A 25,501-nucleotide genomic window follows, 5' to 3' on the forward strand; every position below is an offset into this window, starting at 1 on the left:
CTTCTTTCCTGAGTACAATAATCTATCAGCAGCCTACTCCTGTGGGACGGTAAATCGTGGCAATTCTTTCCTGATCTCCTCAATAAAACCGCTCTCAATACATTCTTTAGCTACGCGGATAGCATTAAATATGGCCTTCTCGTTAGAACTGCCATGGGAAATAATGCTGATGCCATTAACTCCAAGCAGGGGGGCCCCTCCATATTCCGCATAATCCATCATTTTGGCGATTTCTTTTAACCCGGGTTTAATGGCCAAAGCCCCCAGTTTACGCAGGGGTGTGGAGGTTATTTTCTCTTTAATCAGTTGAAAGAGCGCTCCAGCCAATCCTTCGGTGGTCTTTAATACCACATTCCCAACGAATCCTTCGCAGACTACCACATCCGCCGCCTGACCGTAAGGTATAGCCCGGCCTTCCACATTCCCGATAAAATTTAAGGGAGCTTTTTGGAGGAGGGGATAGGCGGCTTGGGTCAGTTCATTCCCTTTGGTCTCTTCCGTTCCAATATTTAAAAGCCCCACTTTGGGATTTTCGATACCCAGGATGCTCTCCGCATAAATGCTTCCCATCATAGCGTACTGGAGGAGATGTTCCGGTTTGGCGTCGGGATTGGCCCCCACATCAAGCAGGAGCTTTCCTCCTTCTAATGTAGGCAGCACGGTCACGATGGCCGGTCGATCAATCCCTTTGATGCGGCCCAAACCAAGTAAGGACGCCGCCATTTGCGCCCCTGTGCTTCCTGCACTCACCAAAGCATCAGCTTCTCCCTCTTTCACTAAACGGGTGGCCACAACGATGGAGGAATCCTTTTTTCTGCGCACGGCTTGAGCCGGATGCTCATCCATTCCTACCACCTCAGCGGCTTCCTTGATGCGCACCTTAGCCGGCAATTCACCCTGAGGCAGAAATTCCTTGATAAGCTCAGGTTGCCCGACTAAAATGATCTCTATATCAAAATATTCTATACTTCGCAATGCTCCTTTGACAATCTCTCCCGGGGCATGATCCCCTCCCATGGCGTCTACAGCGATTCTTATCATATGAACTCTCCCTTCTTACACTTCCAAGGGCTTTTCGACGGCAAAAACTACCCAAGTCCCGGTCAAAACAATGTCTTGGTTCACATGGGATGTAATCTCAACCCAGTACTTATTCCCTTTGCTCCGCAGGACTTTTCCCTCAGCCAAGACCATTTCTCCATAACGAACTGGACGTAAAAACTTCATATCCACGCTTCCTGTGACCACAATCTCTGCATCCACAAGGGCAATAGCCAGGGAATTGGCCTGAGCAAACAAATGATGTCCCCGAGTGACTCGTGCTTTGCTTAAAACCATGGATTCTTCAATCTTAAGTAGGGTGGAACCAGATTCTCCAATATGAAGCTCCCGGAGCTCCCCAACCAGCTCAGCTTCTCCTAAAGACTTTAGGGTGTCATAAGCTTCATGAGCGACAGCGCGAGTCCGTTCCCGAAGCTCAGGGATATTGAGTTCCGTCCGGTCCAAACGAATTGTGGAGACGCTTACCCCAAAATGCCTGGCAAGCTCTTCATCTGTAGAAAATGGATTCTTTTCAATTTCCTCTCGTAACGCTTGATGGCGTTCATGTTTATGATGTCTTGTCATAATACCACCAACTTTTATTATTTTACGACCTGGTACTAATATTATATCTTAGGTTGATTCTGATGACAAGCAGCAACCCTTCTACGAATCATGATACTTTAAAATTAGAAGAAAAACGACACAAAATACTAAAGAAAACCCGGCTTCGCCACGAAGGCACTGCCTTCGCACTTGTTGCTTTATATTTTCTGATAGTAAAAAAAAGAAGCCCACTTGGCTTCTCTCTTTTTACCTTATTCACCCATGGAAATAACTTCTTTGGCTTTATAAAAACCGCAGCTTGGGCAAACATGATGAGGCATTTTAGGTTTATGGCATTGGGGGCATTCGATGTGGTTTGGTGCAGTTAACTTCCACATAGCCCGGCGTTTACGTACTCTGGATTTGGATTGGCGATGTTGAGCAACACCCATTGATTACACCCCCTTTAAACTTTCGAATAATCAATCTTCACGAGACCAGTTGGCCAGTGCAGCAAAACGCGGATCAATGTTATCCTGGATACACTCGCAAGATTTTACATTAAGATTCGCACCGCAAACAGGACACAACCCTTTACACTCGGAAGAACAGATAAACCTCATTGGCAAGGCCAACACGATTTGCTCAAGAATATGCTCTGTGAGTTCGATCTCATCCTTATGGAAAATCAGCGCCGTCTCCAATTGCTCTTCCGTAGCTTGGGGAGCGAAGACCCATTCATCCTCATAATCCTGATGGATCTGATAGTGAAAAGGTTCGAGACAGCAGCCACACTGAGCCTTAATCTCAGTCTCAATCGACCCATTAACAACCAAAGATTTCCCCGTGTTGTTCACCTGAAGTTGAACGTGTACAGGAGCGACAAAATCCACCCCCTCAAGTTCAGATTCAAAGGCCGAAAAATCTTCCTTTAAATCAAAATGAGCAGTTCCATTTTCATCACGGCGAATTTGAGCGACATTAATATTCACAATGACCACTCCAATACACAACCATTATTATAATTTGCAGGATTTTCTTTGTCAAGGAAAACTCCTTACCCCTTCTTAACAATATCCAAAGTGTCCAAAGCAATCATCAGCTCTTCATTCGTAGGAATGACGAGTACACGACAGGTTGCCTCAGGTGTGGAAATATCAGTTTCTTGCCCACGGACTTTATTCTTTTCCAGATCCAGTTTGGCACCGAGGTATTGAAGGCCATCCACGACTGCTTCCCGCATCTCCGCGGAATTTTCACCTAAACCGGCAGTAAAGATAATGGCGTCTACCCCACCTAAGACGGCCGCATAGGAGCCGATATATTTTTTCACATCATGAGCAAAGACATCAAGCGCTAAGGCGGCACGGTAGTTTCCTTGATCACGAGCTTGTTCAATATCTCTAAAATCACTGCTCACTCCGGAAAGACCAAGCACTCCGCATTTCTTATTCAGGAAATCGTTGACTTCATCTGATGACAAGTTTTCTTTTTGTTGGATGAAGGAAACAATGGCCGGATCTAAGTCCCCGGAGCGAGTCCCCATCATTAAGCCTTCCAAAGGGGTAAAACCCATAGAAGTTTCAATGGATTTACCATCTTTAATAGCGGTAATAGAAGATCCGTTACCTAAGTGACAGCTAATCAGATTCAAACCTTCAACTGGACGATTGAGGAGTTTTGCTGCCCGTTGACTTACATATTTATGTGAAGTCCCATGAAAACCATATTTACGGATTTTGTACTTTTCATAAAGTTCATAGGGCAATCCGTAGAGGTAGGCATGAGGGGGCATGGTTTGGTGAAAGGCAGTATCAAAGACTGCCACTTGAGGCACTCCCGGCATTAATTTTTGACAGGCCTCAATTCCTGCAATATTGGGGGGATTGTGAAGAGGTGCCAATTCGATGCACTCTTCGAGAGCTTGCATGACTTCATCCGTAATCAATACGGAACTGGCAAATTTTTCACCGCCATGAACCACACGGTGACCCACGGAACCGATTTCCTCAAGACTTTTCACTACCCCATATTCAGGATTCACTAAGGCATCCAGAACCATTTGAATAGCTACCGTATGATTAGGAATTTCCGCAGTGATGATTTCTTTTTCCCCATCAGCCGGACGGTGTGTCAGCACTGCACCCGGAAGTCCGATCCGCTCCACTAAACCTTTTGCGATCGGTGTTTGAGTATCCATGTCCAATAATTGATATTTCAGCGAGGAACTCCCACAGTTAATAACAAGAATCTTCACTATTGATTACCCCCTATTTTTCTTTTCCACCCATTTTTTCTTTTGTCTCTTTTCTTTGTCTTTTTTCGCCCTAACTCACATCGTCTGAAAAGAGCTTTTACTCTAGGCAAAGTTCTTCTTTTTCATTTTACCCAGAAAGAGACTTTTTCTTTTGTTTTTTTAAAAAATAATACAAATTCGTGTGAATCTCTCTTTATATCATCACACGATAAAGGAAACTTGCATCTGGTGGAGTTTCAATTCCATCTGATGCCTAGTTGACTTATCCACGTAGTGGAAAACACCCTAATAAGTTTAACATAATTCGCTTGCATTTCAATAGTCAGTGGAAATTTCGAACAATTTCAAAAAGTTTCGACTTTGCTGCAGTTCTTCCCAAGGCAATGGCCTCTGCGGCCAAATCAAATTGCAAAACGCCTATATGGCCGACTTCGGGCTGTATCAGTACATCAGCCTTTTCTTTTTGAGTGCTGAAAGCCTCTTCCTCTAAGATTTCAAGAGCTTGCAGCATGACATCCATTGCCGTATTAAGCTTCGTGGAAAGCCCCTTCTTTACATCCACTGCCAATACTTTCTCTGCTCCCATGTCCTTAACCACTTGAATGGGCAAACGGTTTTTTACAGCCCCATCCACAAAGAGCCGACCTTGATAGGGATAAGGTTTGAAGACACCAGGAATGGAGATGCTGGCCCGCACAGCATGAGCTATACTGCCTTCCCTAAAAACAATCCCTTCCCCTGTTTCAATATCCGTAGCGACAATAGCCAAGGGAGTCTTCAGCTCTTCAAAGGTTAGGTTCTTGGTTAAAAGGCGCATAGCCTCAAGGATTTTTTCTCCTTTAATGAGGCCATCCCGAGATACGGAAAGATCCAAAAGCATCTTACTAAAACCCTGGTAAGTAATGAGCTGCTCCAACCGGTAGAGATCCGTCCCCGCTGCCCAAAGGGCGCCAAATACAGCACCGATGCTGCACCCCACGATATAATCTACCTTGACGGATTCTTCTTCCAGCACCTGCAAAAAACCCAGGTGCGCCAACCCCCGTGCTCCTCCTGCTCCCAGAACTAAGCCTTTGGCCATAGCCACCCCCCCTGTGATCAAAACTTCTTCTAATAGACCTCCTTTCTCCATATATATTTATGTGGAAGGGCGGGTGAGATATGGCTTCTATCTTTCGGGTTATTCCCTTTTTTCTTTTAGCCCTAGGAATGTTCTATTACCCACAAGAAGTGGTTCGTTCGGCAGCGGATGGTCTTTCCTTATGGTGGCATTACGTACTTCCTGCACTGCTGCCCTTCTTTATTCTTTCTGAACTCCTTCTTGCTTCCGGCTTTGTTCACTTCATGGGAGTATTGATGGAGCCTTTAATGCGTCCGGTATTCCGTTTACCCGGTCAGGCTTCCTTTGTGGTAGCTATGAGCCTCACCTCTGGTATCCCCATCGGGGCGATCCTTACGACAAGACTGTGCAAGGAAAATGCTCTCACCCAAATAGAAGGGGAGCGGCTCTTAACCTTTACCTGCAACCCCAGCCCAGGATTCATGTTTGGAGCTGTGGCTTCAAGTATGCTGTTAAAGCCGGAATTGGGAATCGTCTTGGTAGGATCCGTTTACTTAGGCAACCTCTTGGTAGGCATTCTCTTTCGCTTTTACGGAGCTCAGAAAGCATCCCCCTCGCCTGCTTCTGCCTCCCTCAGCCGAGCCTTTATAGAGTTAAGAAAAGCTCAAGGTCAGGATTTACGGCCTTTTGGTCAAATGTTCGGGGATGCAGTACGTCAAAGTGTCAATACCATCCTTGTGGTGGGAGGTTTTATTGTTTTTTTCTCTGTACTGGTGAATATGCTTGAAACCTATCACATAACTCATAGCATCGGCATCTTCATCCATTGGCTATCCGGCGGCTTGATTACCAGCCAGGAAGTCTCAGCTTTGATGAACGGAGTGTTGGAGGCAACCTTAGGCTGTCGTTCAGTTATAGACTCCTTTTCCAGCCTTAATCTCAAGGTTGGACTTCTTGCTGCCGTTTTGGGATGGGGAGGGTTATCCACCTTTGCCCAGGTCGCCAGCTTTACCGGTACTGCGGGTTTACGGCTGCTGCCCTTTGTCATAGGAAGGATCCTTCACTCCATCCTCGCTTTGGTTTTAAGCCAGTTGTTCTTAAATCTTATGAAGATCCCTGTCTTTGATCTACACCTCGCTCCCGGTCCCTCTGGGTTCATGGAGACCTGGCAAATGAGCTCTTGGGTTTTCTGTGGAATTATGCTCTTCTTCTTGCTGCTCAGCCTGGGAATCCGAGTCTTTTATTCACTGAAATAACTTCTGATTTCCATGATATCACATTTGTAATAAAATGCACATACTCTAGCCTGAAAAAGGGTACCCTTGGGTATCCCTTATTCTCTTGCCTCTGCGGCTTTGTCCTCTGTGAGGATATACGAAACTAGGCTTCAGAAACAAGTGCGATAGTTCCACCGGAACTATCGGGAGTCAAGACTCCACCTGAGCTGAATTTCCTTTATCGTTCGGCTTTTCCCTTTGATCACGTTTGGCCAGATTCCGCAGTTCCTCCCGATTGCGGCGGACTGCCTGCAGCGTCTCAGCCACATTTTGTTCCACTTGGAGGAGCATTTCATCGGTGTACTGAATGGCACCTAATTTAACTTCTTTAGCATAAACCTGGGCTTGACGGGCAATATCTTCAGCGTAAACTTGAGCTTGCTTCACAACCTCGCTCTCTTCAGCCATTTTCTCTATGTAAGTTTTTCCACGTTCCAGCAGTCGCTCTGCTTCCGATTGAGCCTCATCTATGATCTTTTGTCTTTCCGACAATACCCATTTGGCGTTCTGAAGCTCCTCAGGAAGAGCGGCTCTTACCCGATCAATCAAATCAAAAACCACATTATCATCTACCAATACTTTTCCGGTCATCGGGATCTTCGTTCCCCGATCCACGATTTCTTCTAATTCATCAAGTAATGCTAATACATCATTTTCCAAGGCTATCCTCTCCAATCTGTTCATTCCATTCTTTGCAGATACCAGATCTTTGTATCTCCGTATTCCCCTGTTTTTTTAATTTCAAAGGGTTCGTAACTCTCCAGATTTTCATCCTTTGCCGTTTCGACGATGATCACACCCGAGTAGGTAAGCCGGCAAGGCTCCGCCAAAAGCTTTATGGCTTTCTCCGCCAGGCCTCGATGGTATGGCGGGTCAATAAAAATCAAATCAAAGACCTCTTCTCCATGCTGCTCAAGATAAGTAAAGGCATCCATAGTTACGAGCCTGGCATTTTCTACCCCCATATGTTCAATATTCTCACGAATAATGTGTTGCGCCGTGTGGCTTTTTTCAATCAGTACCGCTTCTTTTGCCCCCCGCGACAAGGCTTCCAGAGCTAAATTTCCCGTGCCTGAGAACAAATCCAAGACTCGGGCACCTGCGATTTTTTCCCGCAGCACATTGAAAATAGCTCCCTTAATCTTGTCGGCTGTTGGCCGGGTGTTCATTCCGGGAACAGTTTTCAGACGCTGCCCACGGTAATATCCGGCAATAATCCGCATATAGTCTTCACTCCGTTCGAGTGGGGTTGTACAGAAAGTATCAATTTTATTTCAGCATAAGTATAACACAATCTTCTAAATTCTTCCCTAAAAATCTTGAATAAAAGCATTTTTGCTGTAAATACTAAAATTGGTCGTCGAGATTTTTAATTCGGGACCTTTCCCCCATCCAGTTCTTCCTTTCGTTTTCTCCTCATTGGTCACTGGTCGCGAGGGCCAGTGATTTTTTTTACACTATCAGAAAGTATAAACTTGCGTTATATACTTTCTAAGCATAAGGGCAACCAACGACTTCGCTTCACTGGAGGTATGGGTTAAAGGCTCGGCGAAGCCGGGTTTTCTTTAACGGATATTGAAATTTAAGGAGGATACTATTTTGGAAAAAGCAGATCTACTTCGCGCCTTTAATGTTAATATCGATCTGGCCGTTGAAGCCCATGAATTATTGAGGGGAGATGCGGAAACCGAGATACCGGGTGTGAGCATGGAGAAAGAAGAACTTGAACATGCCACTGTGACAACGATTAAAATTTTGAATGAGCAAGGGATTCAGGAAATGGGACGCCCCAAAGGAACCTATATCACCATCGACGTCCCGGAGGTTCATGACAACAATTACTTAATCCACCAGGATATTACCAAGACCCTCTCCGATAAACTTTCTGAGTTAATGAACTTACCCGAAGAAGCCAGCATTCTCTTAGTCGGCTTGGGCAATTGGAATGCCACTCCCGATGCTTTAGGTCCTCAAGTTATTGATAAAAGTCTTGTAACTCGTCATTTATTTAATTATACACCGGAAGAACTGCGGGGCAAACTGCGGAAAGTCAGCGCTATAGCTCCCGGAGTTCTGGGTATCACCGGCATCGAAACAGCCGAAATCATTCGCGGCATCGTGGAACATGTTAAGCCCGATCTGGTGATCGCCATCGATGCTTTAGCCGCAGGCTCCCTGGAACGTATCGGGACGAGCATCCAAATCTCCGATACGGGAATTTCGCCGGGTGCCGGTGTAGGGAATCGCCGCACAGGAATCAATGAAGAGACCTTAGGTTGCCGAGTCATCGCCATCGGTCTTCCTACTGTCATGAATGCTGCGATCATCGCCAACAATTGTCTGGAATCCCTTCTGGATGAGTTAAAGACCAGTCCATCTCTTTACCGGCTTTACAAAGAATTCAGCCCCAAATCCTTTGAGCAGATTCTGGAAAAAGCTCTGTATCCCTATCACAACAATCTCATGGTCACTCCCAAAGAAATCGATTCCCTGATTGAGACCACCGCCCGGATTATCGCCGGAGCTTTAGGCATGAGCCTCCATCCCGGTATCAGCGTCGAGGAATATCAGATGTATATGCAATAACAAGAAGAGAGCGATAACTTCGCTCTCTTTTGCTGAATCCATACTATTAGGTATTAGGGAACTTCTTATGCTTACGATTTGCGATGCCGATTTCCTGAGCCACTTCATACTTGAATTGCTCTAAAGCAGCACTGAGTACAGGTTGATTTGTTTGTTTGGTATCTGCCATACGTAAGCCCTCCTCTTATTTTCTTTAATTTTAGGGCAGACCTACATCGCCGCCCTAATCAATTTACTTCACTTTACTTTTATTATCTTCTAAGAAGGTCATAATATTCCCGACAATAGCTGGTGAAGCTGGAATTTAATGAAGACCAATGTCTTCTAAAGAAAAAAATTGATCGCATTCTTGCCATACTCTGGGATAGCGGTCAGGGTGGGCGAGAACTTTTTGTGCCAATTGATAAGCCTGTTCCACAAGACGCCCATCACGGGACAAATCTGCCAGACGTAATTCCATAATCCCATGCTGCCTTGTCCCCAGCAATTCTCCTGCTCCCCGGATCTTTAAGTCTTCTTCGGCAATCTTAAAGCCATCCTGAGTCTCACAAAGAACATCGAGACGGCGGCTGCTTTTCGCATCGGACAAGAGGAAACAATAGGACTGCTCCCCGCCCCTGCCCACTCTTCCTCTGAGCTGGTGCAACTGGGCTAAACCAAAGCGTTCCGCTCCTTCGATGACCATCACGGTAGCATTGGGAACATTGACTCCCACTTCCACCACAGTAGTGGAGACCAGGATATCTACTTCCCCTTTCTGGAAGGCCGCCATGATCTCTTCTTTTTGAACCCCTTTCATACGGCCGTGAAGCAAACTTATCCGGCGGTTAGGGAACCGCTCCTGCAAGGATTCAAACCGCTCTGTAGCCGAAATCAGATCTACGTTTTCCGATTCTTCCACGAGAGGACATACCACATAGATTTGTCGGCCCTTTTCCATCTGCTCTTCCATAAACTTTTCCAGGCTTGACCGACCCCGTTCCGTTAATTTTCGCGTCATGATGGGCTTACGGCCCTGGGGCATTTCATCCAAAGCGGAGAGCTGGAGATCGCCATAGAGGGTCAGGGCCAATGTCCGGGGAATCGGAGTGGCGGTAAGAACCAGGACGTGAGGATTCTCACCTTTGGTCTGGAGGGAAGTTCTCTGCTTCACTCCAAAACGATGCTGTTCATCGGTAATGGCTAATCCCAGGGAGTGAAATTGAACACTTTCTTGGATTAATGCATGAGTTCCGACGATGACATGAGCTTTGCCGTAGGCTATTTCGGCAAGAATCTTATCCCTTTCACTTTTGGTCTGACTGCCCAAAAGGCAAACAACATGAAGCCCAAGGGGGTTAAAGGCAGCCTCCAGAGATTGGTAATGCTGTAAGGCTAAAATCTCAGTGGGAGCCATCATAGCACCCTGGTAGCCTGAACCTACAGCCATCAATAAGGCTGCCATAGCCACTGCCGTCTTGCCTGAGCCCACATCTCCCTGGACCAGACGGGCCATACCCTGTGTATTGGCCATATCCCGAAAGATTTCTTCAATTACCCGCTTTTGGGCATGGGTCAGTTCAAAGGGCAAGTTCGCGAAAAACTTCTGAACCAAGCTCTCTCCGCCCTTGAGCTGAGGGCTGTTTTCCCTTTGTACCCCAGCTCTTAAGCGTGCGACGGCCAGTTGCAGAAAAAGGACCTCTTCAAAAACCAATCGTTCACGTGCCTGACCCAAACTGTGGAGGGACCGGGGAAAATGAATCTCTTGATAGGCCTGGGCACGGAGAACCCATCCTTTTCCTTCCTCTGGAGGTAAAAACTCGGGAAACAGCTCCGGAGCCTGATCTAAAACTCCCTGAACAATGCTTCGTATCACTTTGGAGGAAAGCCGGGCTGTTTCGGAATAGACGGGAACGATACCCGCCGGCTGTGCTGCTCCCGCCTTTTGAATATCGGTAGCCTGGATTTCAGGAACCCGCTGCTGCCACCGGACCTTTCCCGTAACAATAACGGGCGTTCCTACGGGGAATTGTTTGAGGATATAGGTTTGGTTAAACCAGACTCCGTAGACTAAGCGGCCATCCTGCTCAATGCTGAGCTTAACCACCTTCATCTTACCCCTGGCGATTTGCCCGGCCACTACTTTTCCAGCAACGGATGCGAATTCTCCATCCTTAAGTTCCCCAATACGGCGCAAACTTCTGTCTTCATAACGACGGGGAAAATAAAAAAAGAGATCCTTTACCGTATGTAAACCGATTTGGGCCAGGAGCTTCGCCCGTTCCGGCCCCACTCCTTTAAGAAACTGCAAAGAGCGGGGTGGAGTGGGCCTGGTGAGTCTCTCTTTTTTATCGGAGCCGGGGGGCTCGGAGGCAGGGGGGATATCCGATGGCTTCGGTTGTTGCGGTTGTTTAGATATGCCTGGCCCGCCATATTCCAGGTTTACAGGTTTCAAGGAATCATAAACCGGAGGAGCTTGGCCTTGAGCCTCTAATTCCTCATGTTCTTCGATAAAGCGGCGAAGATGGGCTAAAGCCTGACGGCGCTGTAAAGGGCTCCAGTCCTTATAGTGGTTGGTAATATCCTTAAGTACATTAAAATCTCCGTCCTTCTCCAATTGCTCCAAGCGACTGAGAATCCCTTTTAAAAAGAGATGAAATCCACCGATGACTCCCGTATTGCAGCAGCCTTGTTTTTCTTCTGCGGCAATCGCTCGTTGGAGATGATTCAGGACTATTTTTCCTTGGTTTCCGATCATAAGAATTCCGCCTGAATTCTTTGCCCGGTTGGGGTGATGGCTAATCCTCCCTGAGCCGTTTCCCGGAGAGAACAGGGCATACTTTTACCGATTTCGTTCATGGCATCAATGACTTCGTCTAAAGGAATCGCACTTTCTATTCCAGCCAAAGCCATCTCCGCTGCGGTAAGAGCCACTGTGGCTGCGGTAGCATTGCGTTTGACACAGGGGACTTCCACAAGACCGGCTACAGGGTCACAAACCAGACCTAGGAAGGATTTGATAGCTATGGCTGCAGCGTGGACACAAGCTTTGGGGCTCCCCCCTGCCAATTCTGCTGCTGCCGCTGCGGCCATTCCCGCAGCGGAGCCGATCTCGGCCTGGCACCCACCTTCCGCTCCTGAGACATTGGCCCGGTCGGCAATGATCATGCCGATTCCGGCAGCACAAAAAAGGGCCGTCACCACTTCTTCCTCGGAAGATCCAAGGGCTTCCTCAGCAGTTAGAAGTACTGCCGGAAGTACACCACAGGACCCGGCCGTAGGAGATGCCACGATTTTACCCATACTGGCATTGACCTCCACCACCGCTAAGGCTCTGGCGATAGCTCCATTGACTCGCTCTCCGATTAAGCTCTTTCCTGATCGACGTAGAGTTTCTACTTTAAGGGCTTCCCCGCCCACCAATCCTGATAAGGACTTTCTTTCTCCCGTCAGTCCGCTTTGAACAGCTTCCCTCATAACCTGAAGATTGACGGCCATTCTTTTTCTTAACTCATCCTGACTTTTCTCTGCCTCTTCAGCTTGCTCCTTCAAGACGATTTCGCCAAGCGTCTTCCCTTCTTCTTCAGCCAGGGCTAGATAATCCATGGTGGAACGCATGAACTTCCCTCCTAATACACCCTTCGGTAGTTAGTTATTTGTATAAAAACAAGGATTGATCTGAATACCATTATTCCAGGGGTTCTATAGCCATGGCCTGGTTCACAGCCGGAAGCTTCTTGATCAGAGCCAAGGCTGCCGGATCGATGGCTTGATCCGTCTCAATAATCATCAGAGCGTGAGCCCCTTTTTTCTCCCTGGAAACTCGCATTTGGGCGATATTGATCTGAGTTGAGGCGATCAAGGAAGTGACCTGGGCTACCACACCGGGCAGATCCTTTTGCAGAACCACTAAGGTATGATAATCCCCCATGATCTCTACCTTAAATTGATCAATTCCGCCAATGATTATCCGGCCGCCGCCTATGGAGGAACCCACGACTTCCACCTCTTGTCCCGCCTTGGCTTTTAACCTGATCTTGACAGTATTGGGATGCACATCTCCCAAGTCTCCCGTATTAAAACTAACGGCGATTCCCTGCTCTTTAGCAATCTCTAAGGCTTGGGGGATCCTTTCGTCGTCCGTATGCATTCCTAAAAGTCCGGCAGCCAAAGCGAGATTTGTCCCGTGCCCCTTGCCGGTCTCCGCAAAGGAGCCATGAAGGGTTAACACAGCTTCAATGATCTGACCGCCGCATATCTTTCTGGCCATGGCCCCCAGCCGTACCGCTCCTGCAGTATGTGAGCTGGAGGGACCGACCATAACCGGGCCGATCAAATCAAAAACGGTACTCCGTCCCATAGCAATCTCTCCCTACTCATCGTCTTGGTCTTCATTGTAAAAACCCCTCCGGATGGCTCCGGAGGGTATTGTTCATTGCCTATTATTCTACCCCGAAAATATAATAATACAGGGGTTGATGGCCGGGATAAAGCTCCAGCTCGATATGGGGAGCTTCAGCTTCAATCCATGCTCTAAGCTCTTCAGCTTGTTCTTCGGAAACGTCTTCACCGTAGAAAACCGTAAGCAAATCATGTTCTTTCCAATTCATTTTGCTCAAGGTCTCTTGGGCGACCTGAAGGCGTTCTTTTCCCGTAACTTGGATAATATCTTCAACCAGGCCCAGGATATCCCCTGCTTTGATCTCTAAGTCACCAAACTGAGAATCCCGGACAGCATAAGTGACTTCTCCTGATTTGATCAGGGACAGCCCCTCTTCCATATTCCTGGCATTCTCATCAGCCTCACCATAAGGATTATAATTGACTAAGGCGGAAATACCCTGAGGGATGGATTTGGTCGGGATAATAAACACATTGCGATCTGTAACAATATCTTGAACTTGGCGGGCAGCCATCACGATATTGCCGTTGTTAGGCAAAATATAAACATTTTTAGCGGGAACCTTGCGAACCGCTTCCACTAAATTCTCCGTGCTGGGATTCATAGTTTGGCCGCCAAAAATGACTTCATCCACACCTAAGCTTTTAAAGACCTCTGCAATCCCTTCACCCATGGCTACCGCCACGATACCGTGCTCTTTCTCTTCCCTGGAGCCAGGTTCTTGCTCTTGACCGGTTCTTTCCAGGTTTTCCTCCGGAATTTCTTCCATCTTTTGAGCATGGGCCATCGCTTCATTTTGGGCTAACATATTATGAATCGCTACCTCATGAAGGGATCCCCATCGGATGGCATAATCCAAAATCTGTCCAGGATTCTTGACATGAACGTGAATCTTTACCACTTCTTCTGTGCCTACAACCAAAAGGGAATCTCCACGCGCCATTAAGTCTTCACGAATTTTTTCAACTTGGAGGTTCTTGCCTTTAACTAAGAATTCCGTACAATATGGGAACTCCAGATCCTCTACTGCAGTAATTCCCCGCATCATTTGGGGTTCAGCTTGTGGAGCGGAGCGAACTTCCTCCTCTTCAATCTCCTGGCCTTCCAGTGCTGCAATCCAACCACTCAATATAATGAGAAACCCTTGCCCTCCAGCGTCCACCACCCCGGCTTGCTTCAAGGTGGGAAGCATATCCGGTGTTTTCTCCAGGGTAAGCTGTCCGCGCATATAGGCATCCTTCAGAACCTTCAAAGGATCTGAGCCTTGTTTGGCGCTGCTTTGTGCCCCTTTCGCCACTTCCCGGGCTACCGTCAGAATAGTTCCCTCAACAGGTTTCATTACGGCTTTATAGGCAGTGTCTACACCCATCTGTAATGCCTGGGCGATTTGCTGCCCGCCGGCTTGTTTATGCCCCTCAAGACCTTTAGCAATACCCCGCAGAAGCTGGGATAAAATAACCCCGGAGTTCCCACGAGCGCCCATCAGGGAACCCATAGAGACTGCAGCAGCGACTTCAGCTATGGTCGCCCCCGAAGTCTTATCGGCATCCTTCACAGCCGATTGAATCGTAAAATTCATATTCGTTCCGGTATCACCATCAGGTACGGGGAAAACATTCAATGCATCCACATCATGCTTCTTACGTTCCAATGCTCTCGCACCGGAGCGCATCATTTGTTTCCACTGTTGTCCTGTAATCATATTGCCTATATCTCCATTCAAAATAATCCCCCTACTCTTCAGAACCTATTCCAAGACACGGACACCTTGGACATTGACATTGACTTGCGCTACCTTTAGGCCGGTTAGATTTTCAGTGGTATAGCGAACCCTTTCTATAACATTGGCAGCCACCTCAGAAATCTTAACTCCATAACCTACAATAATATACAAATCAATGACGACCTGATTATCATCGATGGATACGACAACTCCACGGGCTAAATTTTCGCGGCCCAGGAGCTCGGAGAACTTATCCGAAGATTTTCGGGAAGCCATCCCCACAAGACCATAACATTCGACTGCAGCAGCGCCGGCTATCGTCGCAATAACCTCTTCAGAGATATCGATTTTCCCCAAATTATTATTAATCTCTTTACCCATATACAAGGACCTCCCTTTATCGGCATGTGTCCATATCGTCACTATTTTACCAAGTATTAATGAAATGTTCAAAGAAAATTATGCTAATACGCAATTAATATTATATCTACGGTTTTATTATATTCAACTTGTACAGTTTTTGGATATATTTCAGGGAAATAAAGCCGGTAAAAAAGATTTAACTATCTTTCAACGAAAAGGTTCGGAAAAACCTTGCCAATCCAGTAAACATTTGATAGAATACATAGGTATCATTTCCGGTGTAAAGGAGGTAAGAGCATGGCTAATGTATGTGCTATTTGCGGAAAAGGGGTTGCTTCAGGTATTCAGGTCAGCCACTCCCATATCCGGACAAAGCGGACTTGGAAACCTAACCTGCAAAGGGTTCACGCCATCGTCAACGGCACTCCGACCCGGATCAGTGTTTGCACCAGATGCTTACGTTCCGGTAAAGTTCAACGTGCAGTATAATGTCTCAATTCCATCACATATAATGTAAACTTGGCTGATATCGTTATAACGGTATCAGCTTTAGTTTTTTAGAGCCCGAGGAAACTCGAGCTCTTTTCCTTTTAGCTTGCCCCCAAAAAGATCCTATAAGCTAATTCTCCAGGATTTTGCTTTACACCGGTCGCTCCATAAGCTGCGCGGACAAAACTAACGCTCAAGCCCTCCGCTGCGTCGGGTGCACCTGCGCCGCTAAGTAATCTCCGTGGCGTGGCGGCTTGGGCGAAACCCTCACCCGGGTTTCGTGGCTAAATCGGCTCCTCGAAAGCACTGCTTTCGCACTTGTTCTCATAGCCGGTTGGAAACGTCCTGTTTCCAACCTTTCTCCGCTGCATGCTTTTCGCGAAGTTTTGTTTCTGCTCGCTTAAATCCGCTCTCTTCTGTAAAGCAAAATCCTTGGGCTGCTTTTCGGGTTTTTACGTTCGTGCATGCGGGGCTTTGTAGGGTAAGTTACGCGACGAGCAGCTTTTTCCGTCTTTACCGACGCCGCTTGAGCGGCATGGTCGGCTATTCGCCCGGGAAGGCCTCCAAAGAGTGACCCAAAGAACCTTAAGTGTAGCTTACATCAAGCCCAAAACAGGGCTGAAAAGAGCCAAAAGACCCTCAAGTGTAGCTTTACGCACAAAAGCGAACGAATTTAGCGGAGGGGCGTCCGGGTGAACAAGGCTTTCTTAACATAGGCGAGCCACCGGTTTACATGCAGAAAGCAGCGGGGTTTGGCTCGACTGTTAAGAAAGCGAGTGAACCAGCCCCGGAGCTATGGAGTGAGTGTTGTGCGTAAAGCTACACGACCCCAGCGGCTTCTTCACTTCACCGATGACGCCATCGCATGAAGCTCTACTTCACCTGCTCATAAAGCTCACGCAGATCCTCTTCGTTGAAACGGTAATGCTCATTGCAGAAATGGCACACGAGCTCAGCCTGTTTGTCCTCGAGAAGTTCTTCAAAGCCTTCTTTCCCGATACTGATCAATGTCTCGCTTACCCGTTCTTTGGAGCAGGTGCATTTGTATTGCACCGGCCTTTTTTCCAGAACACGATAGTCCAGATCTCCTATGAGCTCCCGGACTAATTCTTCCATAGTGGTACTGTCTGCAGCAATTTGACTGATACCTTGAATCCGAGCCAGCAGTGCTTCCAGAGCTTGGACACTCTCTTCAGAGGCATTCGGTAATAATTGGAACAGCATTCCGGCAGCTCCAGCCACATGGGAATCCTTCCCTACCATCACGCCCAGAAGGGCGGCGGATCGTACCTGCTCAGAATTAAGCAGATAATGAACCAAATCATCGGCAATTTCTCCACTGACCAAGGGAACCATCCCTGTATAGCTTTCCCCATTGGCCAGGCTGCGGCTTACCACAAATTCTCCGGCACCTACGGCACCGGATACATCCAGTTTCCCTTTAGAGTTTAAAGGGAGCTCCACCTGAGGTTCCTGAACATAGCCTCGAACCTCTCCTTGAGGGTTGCCTACGGCAACCACCCCTCCCAAAGGGCCATCCCCAAGAAGCCGTAAGGTAATGGCCTCCTCTGCTTTCATCGAGCTGGCCAGGAGCAAGGATGCTCCCATAAGCCGTCCTAATGCCGCGGTGGCTACAGGTGTTGTGTGATGGCGGTTAGCCGCCTCTTCCACAGTGTTGGTCATCCCTACGGCAACCCAGCGAACCTCTCCATTTCCCAGGGTGCCCAGCCATAATTCATCTGAATATTTGTTGTTCATCTTTTCTATCAACCTCATTCAACACAATTGCTTTATTCGTAAACACAAGTTCTTTGTCCATTGATCACTATGGATGGACCGAATTAAAACCCACGAATCATCTTATGTTATCAGGGCTCAACATGACGATCAGAGCCGTTCCTTCCGAGACTTCTACTATTGCATCTTCCCCCAAAAAAACATTGCTTATCCCTCGGGGAGATTCTTGATACAAAATCTCTTGATAAAGAGGATAATAGAGGCCCTCGGTCCGCACGACGGCCTTTTCCGTCACAGGTATAACCGATACTTTTTGCCCTTTTTTCCCTATCAATTTTCCTTGCCCCTCCAAGAGCCAAAGCTCTTGATCAGGCCCTTTCATGCGAATCCGAAATCCTCTTTTTAAGAAGCCCCGCAAAAGAAAGAGATTCCCCAACAAATGATCGATTCGCCCTCCAATTGCCCCCAGCAAAAAGATCTCTTTGATCTCCTGGTCTTGCGATCCTGCCTTTTCCTCCTGCTCAATTAGTTTGGCAGCATACTCCAAAGCCAGCTCCAGGTCTGTCTCATCTTTTTCGGCGGGATAGCTAAGGATAGCAGTTCCCTTTTTACGACAGATTTCCATGGTCTCAGGCTCAGTGGAATCGAGATCACCGACCAAAGCATCCGGAATATAGTCCGCTTGGACGATATGATTCCCCCCACCGTCCGCCGCGATAAGCCGGTCATAAGAAGCCAGCTCCCGTTTACCCCATTCCTGATCCCATTCTCCATTGGCTACTACGGCAATTCTCACCTTACGTCACCCCTTATAACCTTGGGCGGCTTCCCGGAGCTCTTGAACTGCTCGGGCTGGATCAGGATGGGCAAATACCGCCGCCCCGGCAACCAGGACATTGGCCCCGGCTTTGACCACAGCAGGAGCCGTGTCAAGATTGATTCCTCCATCTACCTCAATTGCGCAGGAAGATTGCATCTGATCGAGATGCCGATGAAGAATTTCGATCTTGGGAAGAACCGCGGGGATAAACTTCTGCCCCCCAAAGCCCGGATTAACGCTCATAATCAAAACCATATCCAATTCATCGAGGATGTACTTAAGCCCATCCAGAGGTGTAGCCGGATTAATGGAAACCCCTGCGGTAAGACCCAATCCCTTAATCTGTTGGATAGCACGATGGATATGAGGCGTTGCTTCCAAATGTACAGTAATATGATCCGCCCCGGCTTTAGCAAATTCCTCAATATAGCGTTCCGGATTCTCAATCATTAAATGAACATCGAAGCGCATCTTAGAATGAGGCCGCAGAGCTTTAACCACTAAAGGACCAATCGTAATGTTGGGGACAAAATGCCCATCCATCACATCAATATGTAAGACCTCAGCCCCTGCTTTCTCTACTAAGGCGACTTGATCCCCTAAACGGGCAAAGTCTGCCGATAAAATGGATGGTGCAATTTTTATCATCCTAATATCTCCTCTCAGCTGCAATAACTTCCTCTAAAAACTGACAATAGTGTTCATAGCGGGATTGTTGAATTTCTCCTGCTTCCATCGCAGCTTTTACTGCGCAATTCGGCTCCTTATGATGCTGGCAATCCGCAAAGCGGCATTCTCCTGCATCCTGAAACTCCCTGAAATAATCCGTCAGTTCTTCCCGCTTCATATGGGGAAGATAGAGAGAAGAGAACCCAGGGGTATCGGCCAACAGCCCTTCCCCGCAAACCATAAGTTCCACATGGCGGGTCGTATGACGGCCGCGTTTCAGCTTGCGGCTGACATCCCCGGTTTTTAGTTCCAAGCCGGGGGATAAGGCATTCACAAGGCTGGACTTCCCTACACCGGAAGGACCTGCCAGAACGTTCACCTTGCCGTTGATATGCTCTTGCAATTCAGCCAATCCTTCCCCGGTCTTTGTGGACACCTTGACCAGCTCATATCCCAGCTCCCGATAGAAATCCAACCCATCTGCCGGAAAGGTATTTCCCGCAGTGTTTTTTTCCTCCAGGCTCCCTAAGTCGATTTTATTTAATATGATAATGGGTTTAATCTGAGATGCTGCAACTTGAACGATGAGCCGATCGAGCAAGTTCAGATCAGGCGTAGGAGACACACAGGCAAAGACAAGAAAGGCCTGATCCACATTGGCTATGGTCGGCCTAACCAAGGAGTTACGGCGAGTCTCCACTTCTTCAATCGTTCCTTTATTCCCTGTTCCCGGTAAAATCTTCACCCGGTCTCCCGGCAGAAATTCTTGATTGCGAATGCGAAAGCGACCGCGCAGGGAACATTCCCATACCCGGCCTTCCGCAAACACATAATAAAATCCACTGTATCCCTTGAGTAATATTCCAGAAATCATGCGTTCATTTTTACCCCTTCTAAAAGAGTCCTGGCACTTTATTTTTTACTACATCTATGGATTAAATTTATCCAGCTTGGCTACATGACCCAAAACGACTGGATTAAAGGCTATCGGCCCCGGGCCCCGGGAGATGATGATCTTGACGGTATCCCCTTTATTAACCAGTTCACCCGGTCTCGGAACAGTATCCATCACCACATCCGGGGGGTATTCGGTAGAATTCACACTATCTCCCAATACCACGACCAATTCATATTGCTTTAAAATCGCTTGAGCGTGATCCGATGATTGTCCAATAACGCTGGGCAAAGGCGTCGGTTTGTCCACTTTTCCAGCGCTGACGGTTAAGCTGACTAAACCATTTTTAAACCATTCTACACCGGGAGCAGGATCCTGCCCCACCACAATATCTTTCGGCTGGGAAGAGTTTTGATCCTCCTGGACAGAGATGTTTTCTTTTTTGAAACCCATACTTTCTAAAGTATTAAGGGCCGCTTCCCGAGTGGTGTTTCCGGTTTTAAAATTGGGGAATATCACCGGCTTAGAGCCTAAGCTCACCCAGACCTTGATGCCCCGTTCTTTTTTTACAACGGCACCCTCTTCAGGGTCAGTGCGCGTAATCTTCCCCTTCTCCACTTCATCATTGTATTCTTCCTGAGTGTTCGGGTCTAAGTATAAACCGTTTCGTTCAGCAAAATAAGCTGCATCCTGAATTGTTTTTCCCACCAACGGAGGAACTGTGGTGGTCCCTACATTAAACCATTGCGAGAAAACAGCCCAGCCTCCCCCCATGATCAGGACAAAGGCAAGCAAAGCTACCCATGGCCAGCGTTTACGAAATAGTGGGACCTTGGTTTTTTTCCGGCCTGCTTCTTTTTCCTCGGAAGCTAAAGCGGAGTTCACCCCCGCGCTTAAGGAGCGATGAACCCGGGTGCTTTCCAAGTCCTGGTCCTCATCGACTGTCTTGTCCACAGGCAAGCCGGCCTGAACTTTGCGAAGATCCTGCAATAAATCTTTGGCCGTGGCATAACGCTGATCCGGAGATTTGGCAATGGCTCTCATCACCAGATTCTCTAGAGCAGGGCTGACCCTGGCGTTCAGCTTGCTGGGAGGGACGGCTAATTCCTGCAAATGCTTGAGGGCAATGGAAATCGGGGTCTCCCCATCATAAGGCACCTTGCCCGTCAAAAGTTCATAGAGAATAATCCCTAGGGAATAAACATCGGATTGCTCATTGGTCTGAACTCCCCTGGCCTGTTCCGGTGAAAGATAATGGACCGAACCTACAATATCTCCAGTATGGGTCATGGTTGCCGCTGAAACAGCCCGGGCAATTCCAAAATCCGTGACCTTAATCCGTCCATCCTCTGTAACAAGAATATTATGAGGTTTAATATCCCGATGAATGATATGATGCTCATGGGCATGACGAATGGCTTCAGCAATCTGCATGCCCAGATCCAAAGTCTGTTCTGTGGATAAGGGCGCATAATTGCGAATAATATCCTTCAGGTTCTGCCCTTCAATATACTCCATGACGATGTATTCCGTCTCTCCATCCTTGCCTACATCATAGATGGATACGATATTGGTATGGGACAAACTGGCTGCCGACTGTGCCTCTCTCCGAAAACGGCGAACGAATTCCTCATCTGCCGTAAATTGCTCACGGAGAATTTTAATGGTGACGATCCTGTTCAATAAAAGATCCTTAGCTTTGTAGACAATGGCCATGCCACCGGATCCTATTTTTTCGATTATTTCATAGCGATTACTCAAAATTTTGCTCACGAGTTATCACCTGCTTTCTGCCTTAATGCGGTCTCAATGATTGCTCGGGCAATAGGCGCTGAAGCCCCTCCCCCGGTACCCCCATTCTCGACAAGGACTGCTACAGCGATCTGGGGATGTTCCGCCGGAGCAAAAGCAATATACCAAGCATGGGTCCTAACATTTCCTCCCGGTTCAGCCGAACCCGTTTTGGCGGCTACCTGAAACCCAACAATTCCGCCAGGAGCCGCTGTCCCCTCATTAACAGCCGTGATCATGGCACTTTTAATCCTTTCCGCTTCTTGAGAAGAGAGAGGGGTTAACCAGGGCTCGGGTTTCTTCCTATAGAGTACATTCTGGTCCTCATCCATCACCTGTTCCACAATGTGGGGTTTCATAATCACCCCTTCGTTGGCGATGCCTGCTGTAATCAGGGCCATATGGAAGGGTGAAACCAAGACTTCTCCCTGCCCGAAAGCACTGGCCGCCAGCAGATTATCATCCATGCGGTGAGGCACCGCTTCTTCATTGGTCAAGGTACTGCGCTTCACCGGCAATTCGAAAGGTATCTCCTGGCCAAACCCGAAGGATTTGGCCGCTTCCAGAAAAACCTTATCTCCCGCTTCCACACCAAAGGATGCAAAATAGGTATTGCAGGACTCAGCCAAAGCGAGGTTATAATTCACCCAGCCATGGGCTTTGTCATTTTGTTCACGGATCACTTGTCCATTGATCACCGCTGTACCTGTACAATGATAGAGATCGCTTGTATCGATTCCTGCCCGCAGGAGTGCCGCAGAAGTCATGACCTTTAAAGTGGACCCTGGTGTATAAAGAGCAAAGGCATGATTTAAAAAGGGACTCCCCGGATTCTTACTGATGTTCTCCCAGTTCTCATCTATTTTATTTCCGTCAAAACTCGGCTGACTGACTAGGGCCAGGACTTCCCCATTGCGAGGGTTGATGGCCACCGCCGAACCAATCTTTCCTTTTAAGCCTTCATAGGCAATCTTTTGCAAACCATAATCCAAAGTAAGGACCACATCATTGCCCCGGCGGGGAAGCTGGAATACCTGCTCCAGGGTCTGTTGTGCCGTAGCATCTTTGATCCCTAAAAGCCAATCTCCGAGATAAGCCTCCAATCCGGCCGAACCACGGAGCAGAGTCGCATAACCTATAAGGGGCTCTAAAGCTTCACCTTTAGGGTAAATTCGAGTTTTTTTGTCTTCATTCACTTCAGTCTGAGCCAATACTTCGCCATTTCTGTCGAAAATTCCTCCCCTAACCACCCGCTGCTCCATAAGAATAAGCCGGCGATTGGCAGGGTTATCCATCAATTCCGTCGAACGTACCACTTGCCAATAGACAAGACCAAAGCTTAGGCCAATGATGCTTAAGGAGAATCCTATGGCTACATTTCTTAAGCCCTTTTTCATGCGGCATACTCCCTTCCCTTATTCTTGATATGCGAAGGACCTGTCGCTTCCGCATGAGAAATATTGGCTAAAATTCCGAGAAGCAAAAAATGAATAAGCAGGGAGCTCCCTCCATAACTAACCCAAGGCAGGGGGATTCCCGTTAAAGGCAAGAGCTTGGTGACTCCGGCCAGGATAATGATGGCTTCCGTCCCCACCAGAATTCCGATACCTGCCGCTAAAATCTGGCCAAAGCGGTCTGTCGCTTGAATACTAATATGAAATGCCCGCAAAACCACTACCAAAAAGAGCACCAATAAGGCCATAGCACCGGCAAATCCAAGTTCTTCCGCAATGATGGAAAAAATAAAATCCGTGCTGGCAGCAGGCACCTGAGAAGCTCCGATACCATTGCCCAGGCCGGTCCCCAGAATCTTCCCTCCGGCAATGGCAAAGAGGGATTGAGCAATTTGATATCCTCCACCACTGGGATCACTCCAGGGATTGAGCCAGGTGGCAACACGAACTCGAACATGCCCAAAAAGAAAATATCCTAAAGTTCCTGTACATAAGAAGACAGGCAGAGCAACACCGAGATAAAGGACCCGCTCTGTCACCACATAGAGAACCAACATATACAGGGAATAGAACACCAGGGCTGTACCTAAACTCTTTTGAGCGGCTAACAAGAGGAGAGAAAATCCTCCCATGACCAAAAAGGGTCCAAGGGTCCGCCAGTCCGGCAAAGAAAGCCGGCCGATTTGTACTGTCCCAACCCGCAGAACCTCCTCATGCTCACTCAAATACGAAGCGAAGAAGATGAGCATAGCCACCTTAACTAATTCCTCTGATTCAAAGCTCATGCCCCCGATATGCAGCCAACTGGTTGCTCCCCCTTGGGTAATCCCAAAAAGCAGGGTGATCAGTAACAGGACCACAGCGCCTAAACCAGAAAGATAACGAAAACGCCCTAAGGCTCGATAATCCCGCAGGGCATAGAGAACGCAATAAAAAATAAACAGCCCCAGACAAGCCCACCAGAATTGTTTCAAGGCAGAGGCCGGCCGTATTCGCGTTATAAAGACCAGTCCAATCACGAGAATAAGCTGAACTGTCGGCAACAGGTAGGGATCCCCTTTATAGGCCACAAGCTTTTCCAAAGCTGCACCGATTAAGAGCAACAGTGAAAAAACCCCTGCCTGCCAAAGGATTTGCTCGTTGGTTTTACCATCTAAGGTCAAGACACCCAATCCGACCCAGAGGACACTTAAGATTAATAAACGTAATATCCAGACCCTTTTCATTTTGTCACTCCGCAATACAGCATAGCGCTGTAAAATTATCGGGTGCACCTCGTTCTATGATCAGCTGATAAATGCGCTCCAGGTGCTCTTCCCACGAACATTTCTGCAAGAACTCCTCTTCTAACTCCCGATCACTCATCACATTGGATACCCCATCCGTACAGAGAAAAAAGACATCTCCCGCCTGAAAGTCCAGGGATTGGGAGTCAACCTCTACGTCCCATCCGGCTCCCACCGCTCTTACCAGCATATGGCGCTTGGGATGGCTATCCGCCTCTTCCGAAGAAATCTGTCCCAGACGGACCAGCTCACTCACTAAAGAGTGATCACGGGTCAGCTGAACCAATTGCTCATTGCGCCATACATAGGCTCTACTATCCCCTACATGGGCAAGGACGACCTTACTTTCTCTAAAGACCAGGACCGTCAAAGTCGTGCCCATTCCTTCAGTAGCAGGGTTCCGGGTAGAGCTCATATACACTTCCCGGTTGGCTCGAATCAAAATCTCCCTGACTTGATTCTCCAACTCGTCATCCCCTTGGTCCACTAAATGTGGAGCACTCTTGGTCAATTCATCAAGTGCTGTCCGTGCTGCTACTTCTCCCGCAAGATGCCCTCCCATACCGTCGGCTACTGCATACACGCCGTACTCCGGCAGAATCAGGTAGGCATCCTCGTTATTTTTGCGCACACAGCCTGTTTCACTAAAGCTTAGAACTCTCATTTTGCCACCTCGAATATTGGAAGGTAATACTTCCAATTTTCACATAATCTCCAGCAACCAGTTGAACCGGGGAGTAGATCCGCTCTCCATTGACCCAGGTTCCGTTGGTGCTTCCTAAATCCTCCAGGGTCGTCACCCCTTTATGATGACGTACCAGGACATGGTCCATGGAAGCGAAGTGATCGGCTAAAACCACATCGTTATTCTTCCCACGGCCTATTTTCAGGCCTTTTTGGTCAATTCGAAACACACGGCCTTTAGGCAAGTGCTCTCCCCCTGAGAGCACTTCAAAGCGCCCAAAATCCTTTTCCCCCTTGCGAATTAACCCCTTAACCTGCAAATCCGCTAATAAGGCCGTAAGAATACGAAAAAGAAAGAGATAAATTAATCCAATGAAAAGTATCCTTCCCAGTACTAAAATTCCTTGCATAGAAACCTCCGCGCTCTACTAACCTCTATTCC

At 47.8% G+C, this 25,501-nt stretch carries 26 protein-coding genes; 3 read left to right on the plus strand and 23 right to left on the minus strand.

Features of this window, described 5'->3' with window-relative positions; translation table 11 throughout:
• Nucleotides 1-33 precede the first annotated feature (33 nt).
• From plsX to DESDE_RS15935, 6 genes are all read right to left on the minus strand, one after another.
• Complete coding sequence (gene plsX, locus DESDE_RS15910) at nt 34-1,038, minus strand: phosphate acyltransferase PlsX (RefSeq protein WP_174270176.1); 1,005 nt, start codon at nt 1,036-1,038, stop codon at nt 34-36.
• 18 nt (nt 1,039-1,056) lie between these two features.
• The gene (gene fapR / locus DESDE_RS15915) at nt 1,057-1,626 is read right to left on the minus strand and encodes a transcription factor FapR (protein WP_014795051.1); all 570 of its coding nucleotides are present in this window, start codon (nt 1,624-1,626) and stop codon (nt 1,057-1,059) included.
• A gap of 233 nt (nt 1,627-1,859) precedes the next feature.
• Entirely contained in the window at nt 1,860-2,039 is a 180-nt protein-coding gene (gene rpmF / locus DESDE_RS21320) for a 50S ribosomal protein L32 (protein ID WP_014795052.1), read from the minus strand.
• A 30-nt stretch (nt 2,040-2,069) separates the two neighbouring features.
• Nucleotides 2,070-2,579 carry a YceD family protein gene (locus DESDE_RS15925; protein ID WP_014795053.1) on the minus strand — a complete coding sequence of 170 codons (510 nt, stop codon included), beginning with the start codon at nt 2,577-2,579 and terminating at the stop codon, nt 2,070-2,072.
• A gap of 65 nt (nt 2,580-2,644) precedes the next feature.
• Nucleotides 2,645-3,844, minus strand: coding sequence for an acetate kinase (locus DESDE_RS15930; protein ID WP_014795054.1), 1,200 nt, complete (start codon nt 3,842-3,844; stop codon nt 2,645-2,647).
• Nucleotides 3,845-4,166: 322 nt separating this feature from the next.
• On the minus strand, nt 4,167-4,925 hold the full coding sequence (locus DESDE_RS15935; protein ID WP_014795055.1) for a patatin-like phospholipase family protein: 759 nt from the start codon (nt 4,923-4,925) through the stop codon (nt 4,167-4,169).
• 80 nt (nt 4,926-5,005) lie between these two features.
• Between DESDE_RS15935 and DESDE_RS15940 the strand changes: the two genes are divergently transcribed.
• Complete coding sequence (locus DESDE_RS15940; RefSeq protein WP_014795056.1) at nt 5,006-6,160, plus strand: nucleoside recognition domain-containing protein; 1,155 nt, start codon at nt 5,006-5,008, stop codon at nt 6,158-6,160.
• 171 nt (nt 6,161-6,331) lie between these two features.
• Here the strand turns inward: DESDE_RS15940 and DESDE_RS15945 are convergent, their stop codons facing one another.
• Nucleotides 6,332-6,841, minus strand: coding sequence for a hypothetical protein (locus DESDE_RS15945; RefSeq protein WP_019851046.1), 510 nt, complete (start codon nt 6,839-6,841; stop codon nt 6,332-6,334).
• A 20-nt stretch (nt 6,842-6,861) separates the two neighbouring features.
• Nucleotides 6,862-7,449 carry a 16S rRNA (guanine(966)-N(2))-methyltransferase RsmD gene (rsmD, locus tag DESDE_RS15950; RefSeq protein ID WP_427846212.1) on the minus strand — a complete coding sequence of 196 codons (588 nt, stop codon included), beginning with the start codon at nt 7,447-7,449 and terminating at the stop codon, nt 6,862-6,864.
• 331 nt (nt 7,450-7,780) lie between these two features.
• On the opposite strand from rsmD, the gene gpr reads away from it, so the two are divergent.
• Nucleotides 7,781-8,767 carry a GPR endopeptidase gene (gene gpr, locus DESDE_RS15955; protein WP_014795059.1) on the plus strand — a complete coding sequence of 329 codons (987 nt, stop codon included), beginning with the start codon at nt 7,781-7,783 and terminating at the stop codon, nt 8,765-8,767.
• A 46-nt stretch (nt 8,768-8,813) separates the two neighbouring features.
• Here the strand turns inward: gpr and DESDE_RS15960 are convergent, their stop codons facing one another.
• The 6 genes from DESDE_RS15960 to DESDE_RS15985 form a co-directional block, all read right to left on the minus strand.
• Nucleotides 8,814-8,936 carry a small, acid-soluble spore protein, alpha/beta type gene (locus tag DESDE_RS15960; RefSeq protein ID WP_005813383.1) on the minus strand — a complete coding sequence of 41 codons (123 nt, stop codon included), beginning with the start codon at nt 8,934-8,936 and terminating at the stop codon, nt 8,814-8,816.
• 135 nt (nt 8,937-9,071) lie between these two features.
• Nucleotides 9,072-11,504 carry an ATP-dependent DNA helicase RecG gene (recG, locus tag DESDE_RS15965; protein WP_014795060.1) on the minus strand — a complete coding sequence of 811 codons (2,433 nt, stop codon included), beginning with the start codon at nt 11,502-11,504 and terminating at the stop codon, nt 9,072-9,074.
• Complete coding sequence (gene sdaAA / locus DESDE_RS15970) at nt 11,501-12,364, minus strand: L-serine ammonia-lyase, iron-sulfur-dependent, subunit alpha (protein ID WP_014795061.1); 864 nt, start codon at nt 12,362-12,364, stop codon at nt 11,501-11,503. Before sdaAA ends, recG begins: the two co-directional genes overlap by 4 nt.
• Nucleotides 12,365-12,434: 70 nt before the next feature.
• On the minus strand, nt 12,435-13,106 hold the full coding sequence (sdaAB, locus tag DESDE_RS15975) for an L-serine ammonia-lyase, iron-sulfur-dependent subunit beta (RefSeq protein ID WP_014795062.1): 672 nt from the start codon (nt 13,104-13,106) through the stop codon (nt 12,435-12,437).
• Between the two features lie 82 nt (nt 13,107-13,188).
• Nucleotides 13,189-14,871, minus strand: coding sequence for a DAK2 domain-containing protein (locus DESDE_RS15980; protein WP_014795063.1), 1,683 nt, complete (start codon nt 14,869-14,871; stop codon nt 13,189-13,191).
• A gap of 24 nt (nt 14,872-14,895) precedes the next feature.
• Complete coding sequence (locus DESDE_RS15985) at nt 14,896-15,252, minus strand: Asp23/Gls24 family envelope stress response protein (RefSeq protein WP_005813375.1); 357 nt, start codon at nt 15,250-15,252, stop codon at nt 14,896-14,898.
• 279 nt (nt 15,253-15,531) lie between these two features.
• Here DESDE_RS15985 and rpmB point away from each other — a divergent pair, with 279 nt between their 5' ends.
• Entirely contained in the window at nt 15,532-15,723 is a 192-nt protein-coding gene (rpmB, locus tag DESDE_RS15990; protein WP_005813371.1) for a 50S ribosomal protein L28, read from the plus strand.
• Nucleotides 15,724-16,596: 873 nt separating this feature from the next.
• Here the strand turns inward: rpmB and hslO are convergent.
• The 9 genes from hslO to DESDE_RS16035 form a co-directional block, all read right to left on the minus strand.
• The gene (gene hslO / locus DESDE_RS15995) at nt 16,597-17,481 is read right to left on the minus strand and encodes an Hsp33 family molecular chaperone HslO (protein ID WP_014795064.1); all 885 of its coding nucleotides are present in this window, start codon (nt 17,479-17,481) and stop codon (nt 16,597-16,599) included.
• Nucleotides 17,482-17,578: 97 nt separating this feature from the next.
• On the minus strand, nt 17,579-18,256 hold the full coding sequence (locus DESDE_RS16000) for a thiamine diphosphokinase (protein ID WP_014795065.1): 678 nt from the start codon (nt 18,254-18,256) through the stop codon (nt 17,579-17,581).
• Nucleotides 18,257-18,262: 6 nt separating this feature from the next.
• Nucleotides 18,263-18,928, minus strand: coding sequence for a ribulose-phosphate 3-epimerase (gene rpe, locus DESDE_RS16005; RefSeq protein WP_014795066.1), 666 nt, complete (start codon nt 18,926-18,928; stop codon nt 18,263-18,265).
• Nucleotide 18,929: 1 nt separating this feature from the next.
• The gene (gene rsgA, locus DESDE_RS16010; protein ID WP_014795067.1) at nt 18,930-19,823 is read right to left on the minus strand and encodes a ribosome small subunit-dependent GTPase A; all 894 of its coding nucleotides are present in this window, start codon (nt 19,821-19,823) and stop codon (nt 18,930-18,932) included.
• A 54-nt stretch (nt 19,824-19,877) separates the two neighbouring features.
• Complete coding sequence (gene pknB / locus DESDE_RS16015; RefSeq protein WP_014795068.1) at nt 19,878-21,617, minus strand: Stk1 family PASTA domain-containing Ser/Thr kinase; 1,740 nt, start codon at nt 21,615-21,617, stop codon at nt 19,878-19,880.
• A complete protein-coding gene (locus DESDE_RS16020) occupies nt 21,614-23,032 on the minus strand; it encodes a peptidoglycan D,D-transpeptidase FtsI family protein (RefSeq protein WP_014795069.1) in 1,419 nt (472 codons plus the stop codon). Before DESDE_RS16020 ends, pknB begins: the two co-directional genes overlap by 4 nt.
• Nucleotides 23,029-24,315 carry an FtsW/RodA/SpoVE family cell cycle protein gene (locus DESDE_RS16025; protein ID WP_014795070.1) on the minus strand — a complete coding sequence of 429 codons (1,287 nt, stop codon included), beginning with the start codon at nt 24,313-24,315 and terminating at the stop codon, nt 23,029-23,031. Before DESDE_RS16025 ends, DESDE_RS16020 begins: the two co-directional genes overlap by 4 nt.
• Nucleotides 24,316-24,319: 4 nt before the next feature.
• Nucleotides 24,320-25,039: a Stp1/IreP family PP2C-type Ser/Thr phosphatase gene (locus tag DESDE_RS16030; protein WP_014795071.1), complete on the minus strand. Its 720-nt coding sequence runs from the start codon at nt 25,037-25,039 to the stop codon at nt 24,320-24,322.
• Nucleotides 25,020-25,469, minus strand: coding sequence for an FHA domain-containing protein (locus tag DESDE_RS16035; protein WP_014795072.1), 450 nt, complete (start codon nt 25,467-25,469; stop codon nt 25,020-25,022). The genes DESDE_RS16030 and DESDE_RS16035 overlap by 20 nt, the downstream gene beginning before the upstream one ends.
• Nucleotides 25,470-25,501 lie beyond the last annotated feature (32 nt).

The organism is Desulfitobacterium dehalogenans ATCC 51507, assembly GCF_000243155.2.
GTDB lineage: Bacteria > Bacillota > Desulfitobacteriia > Desulfitobacteriales > Desulfitobacteriaceae > Desulfitobacterium > Desulfitobacterium dehalogenans.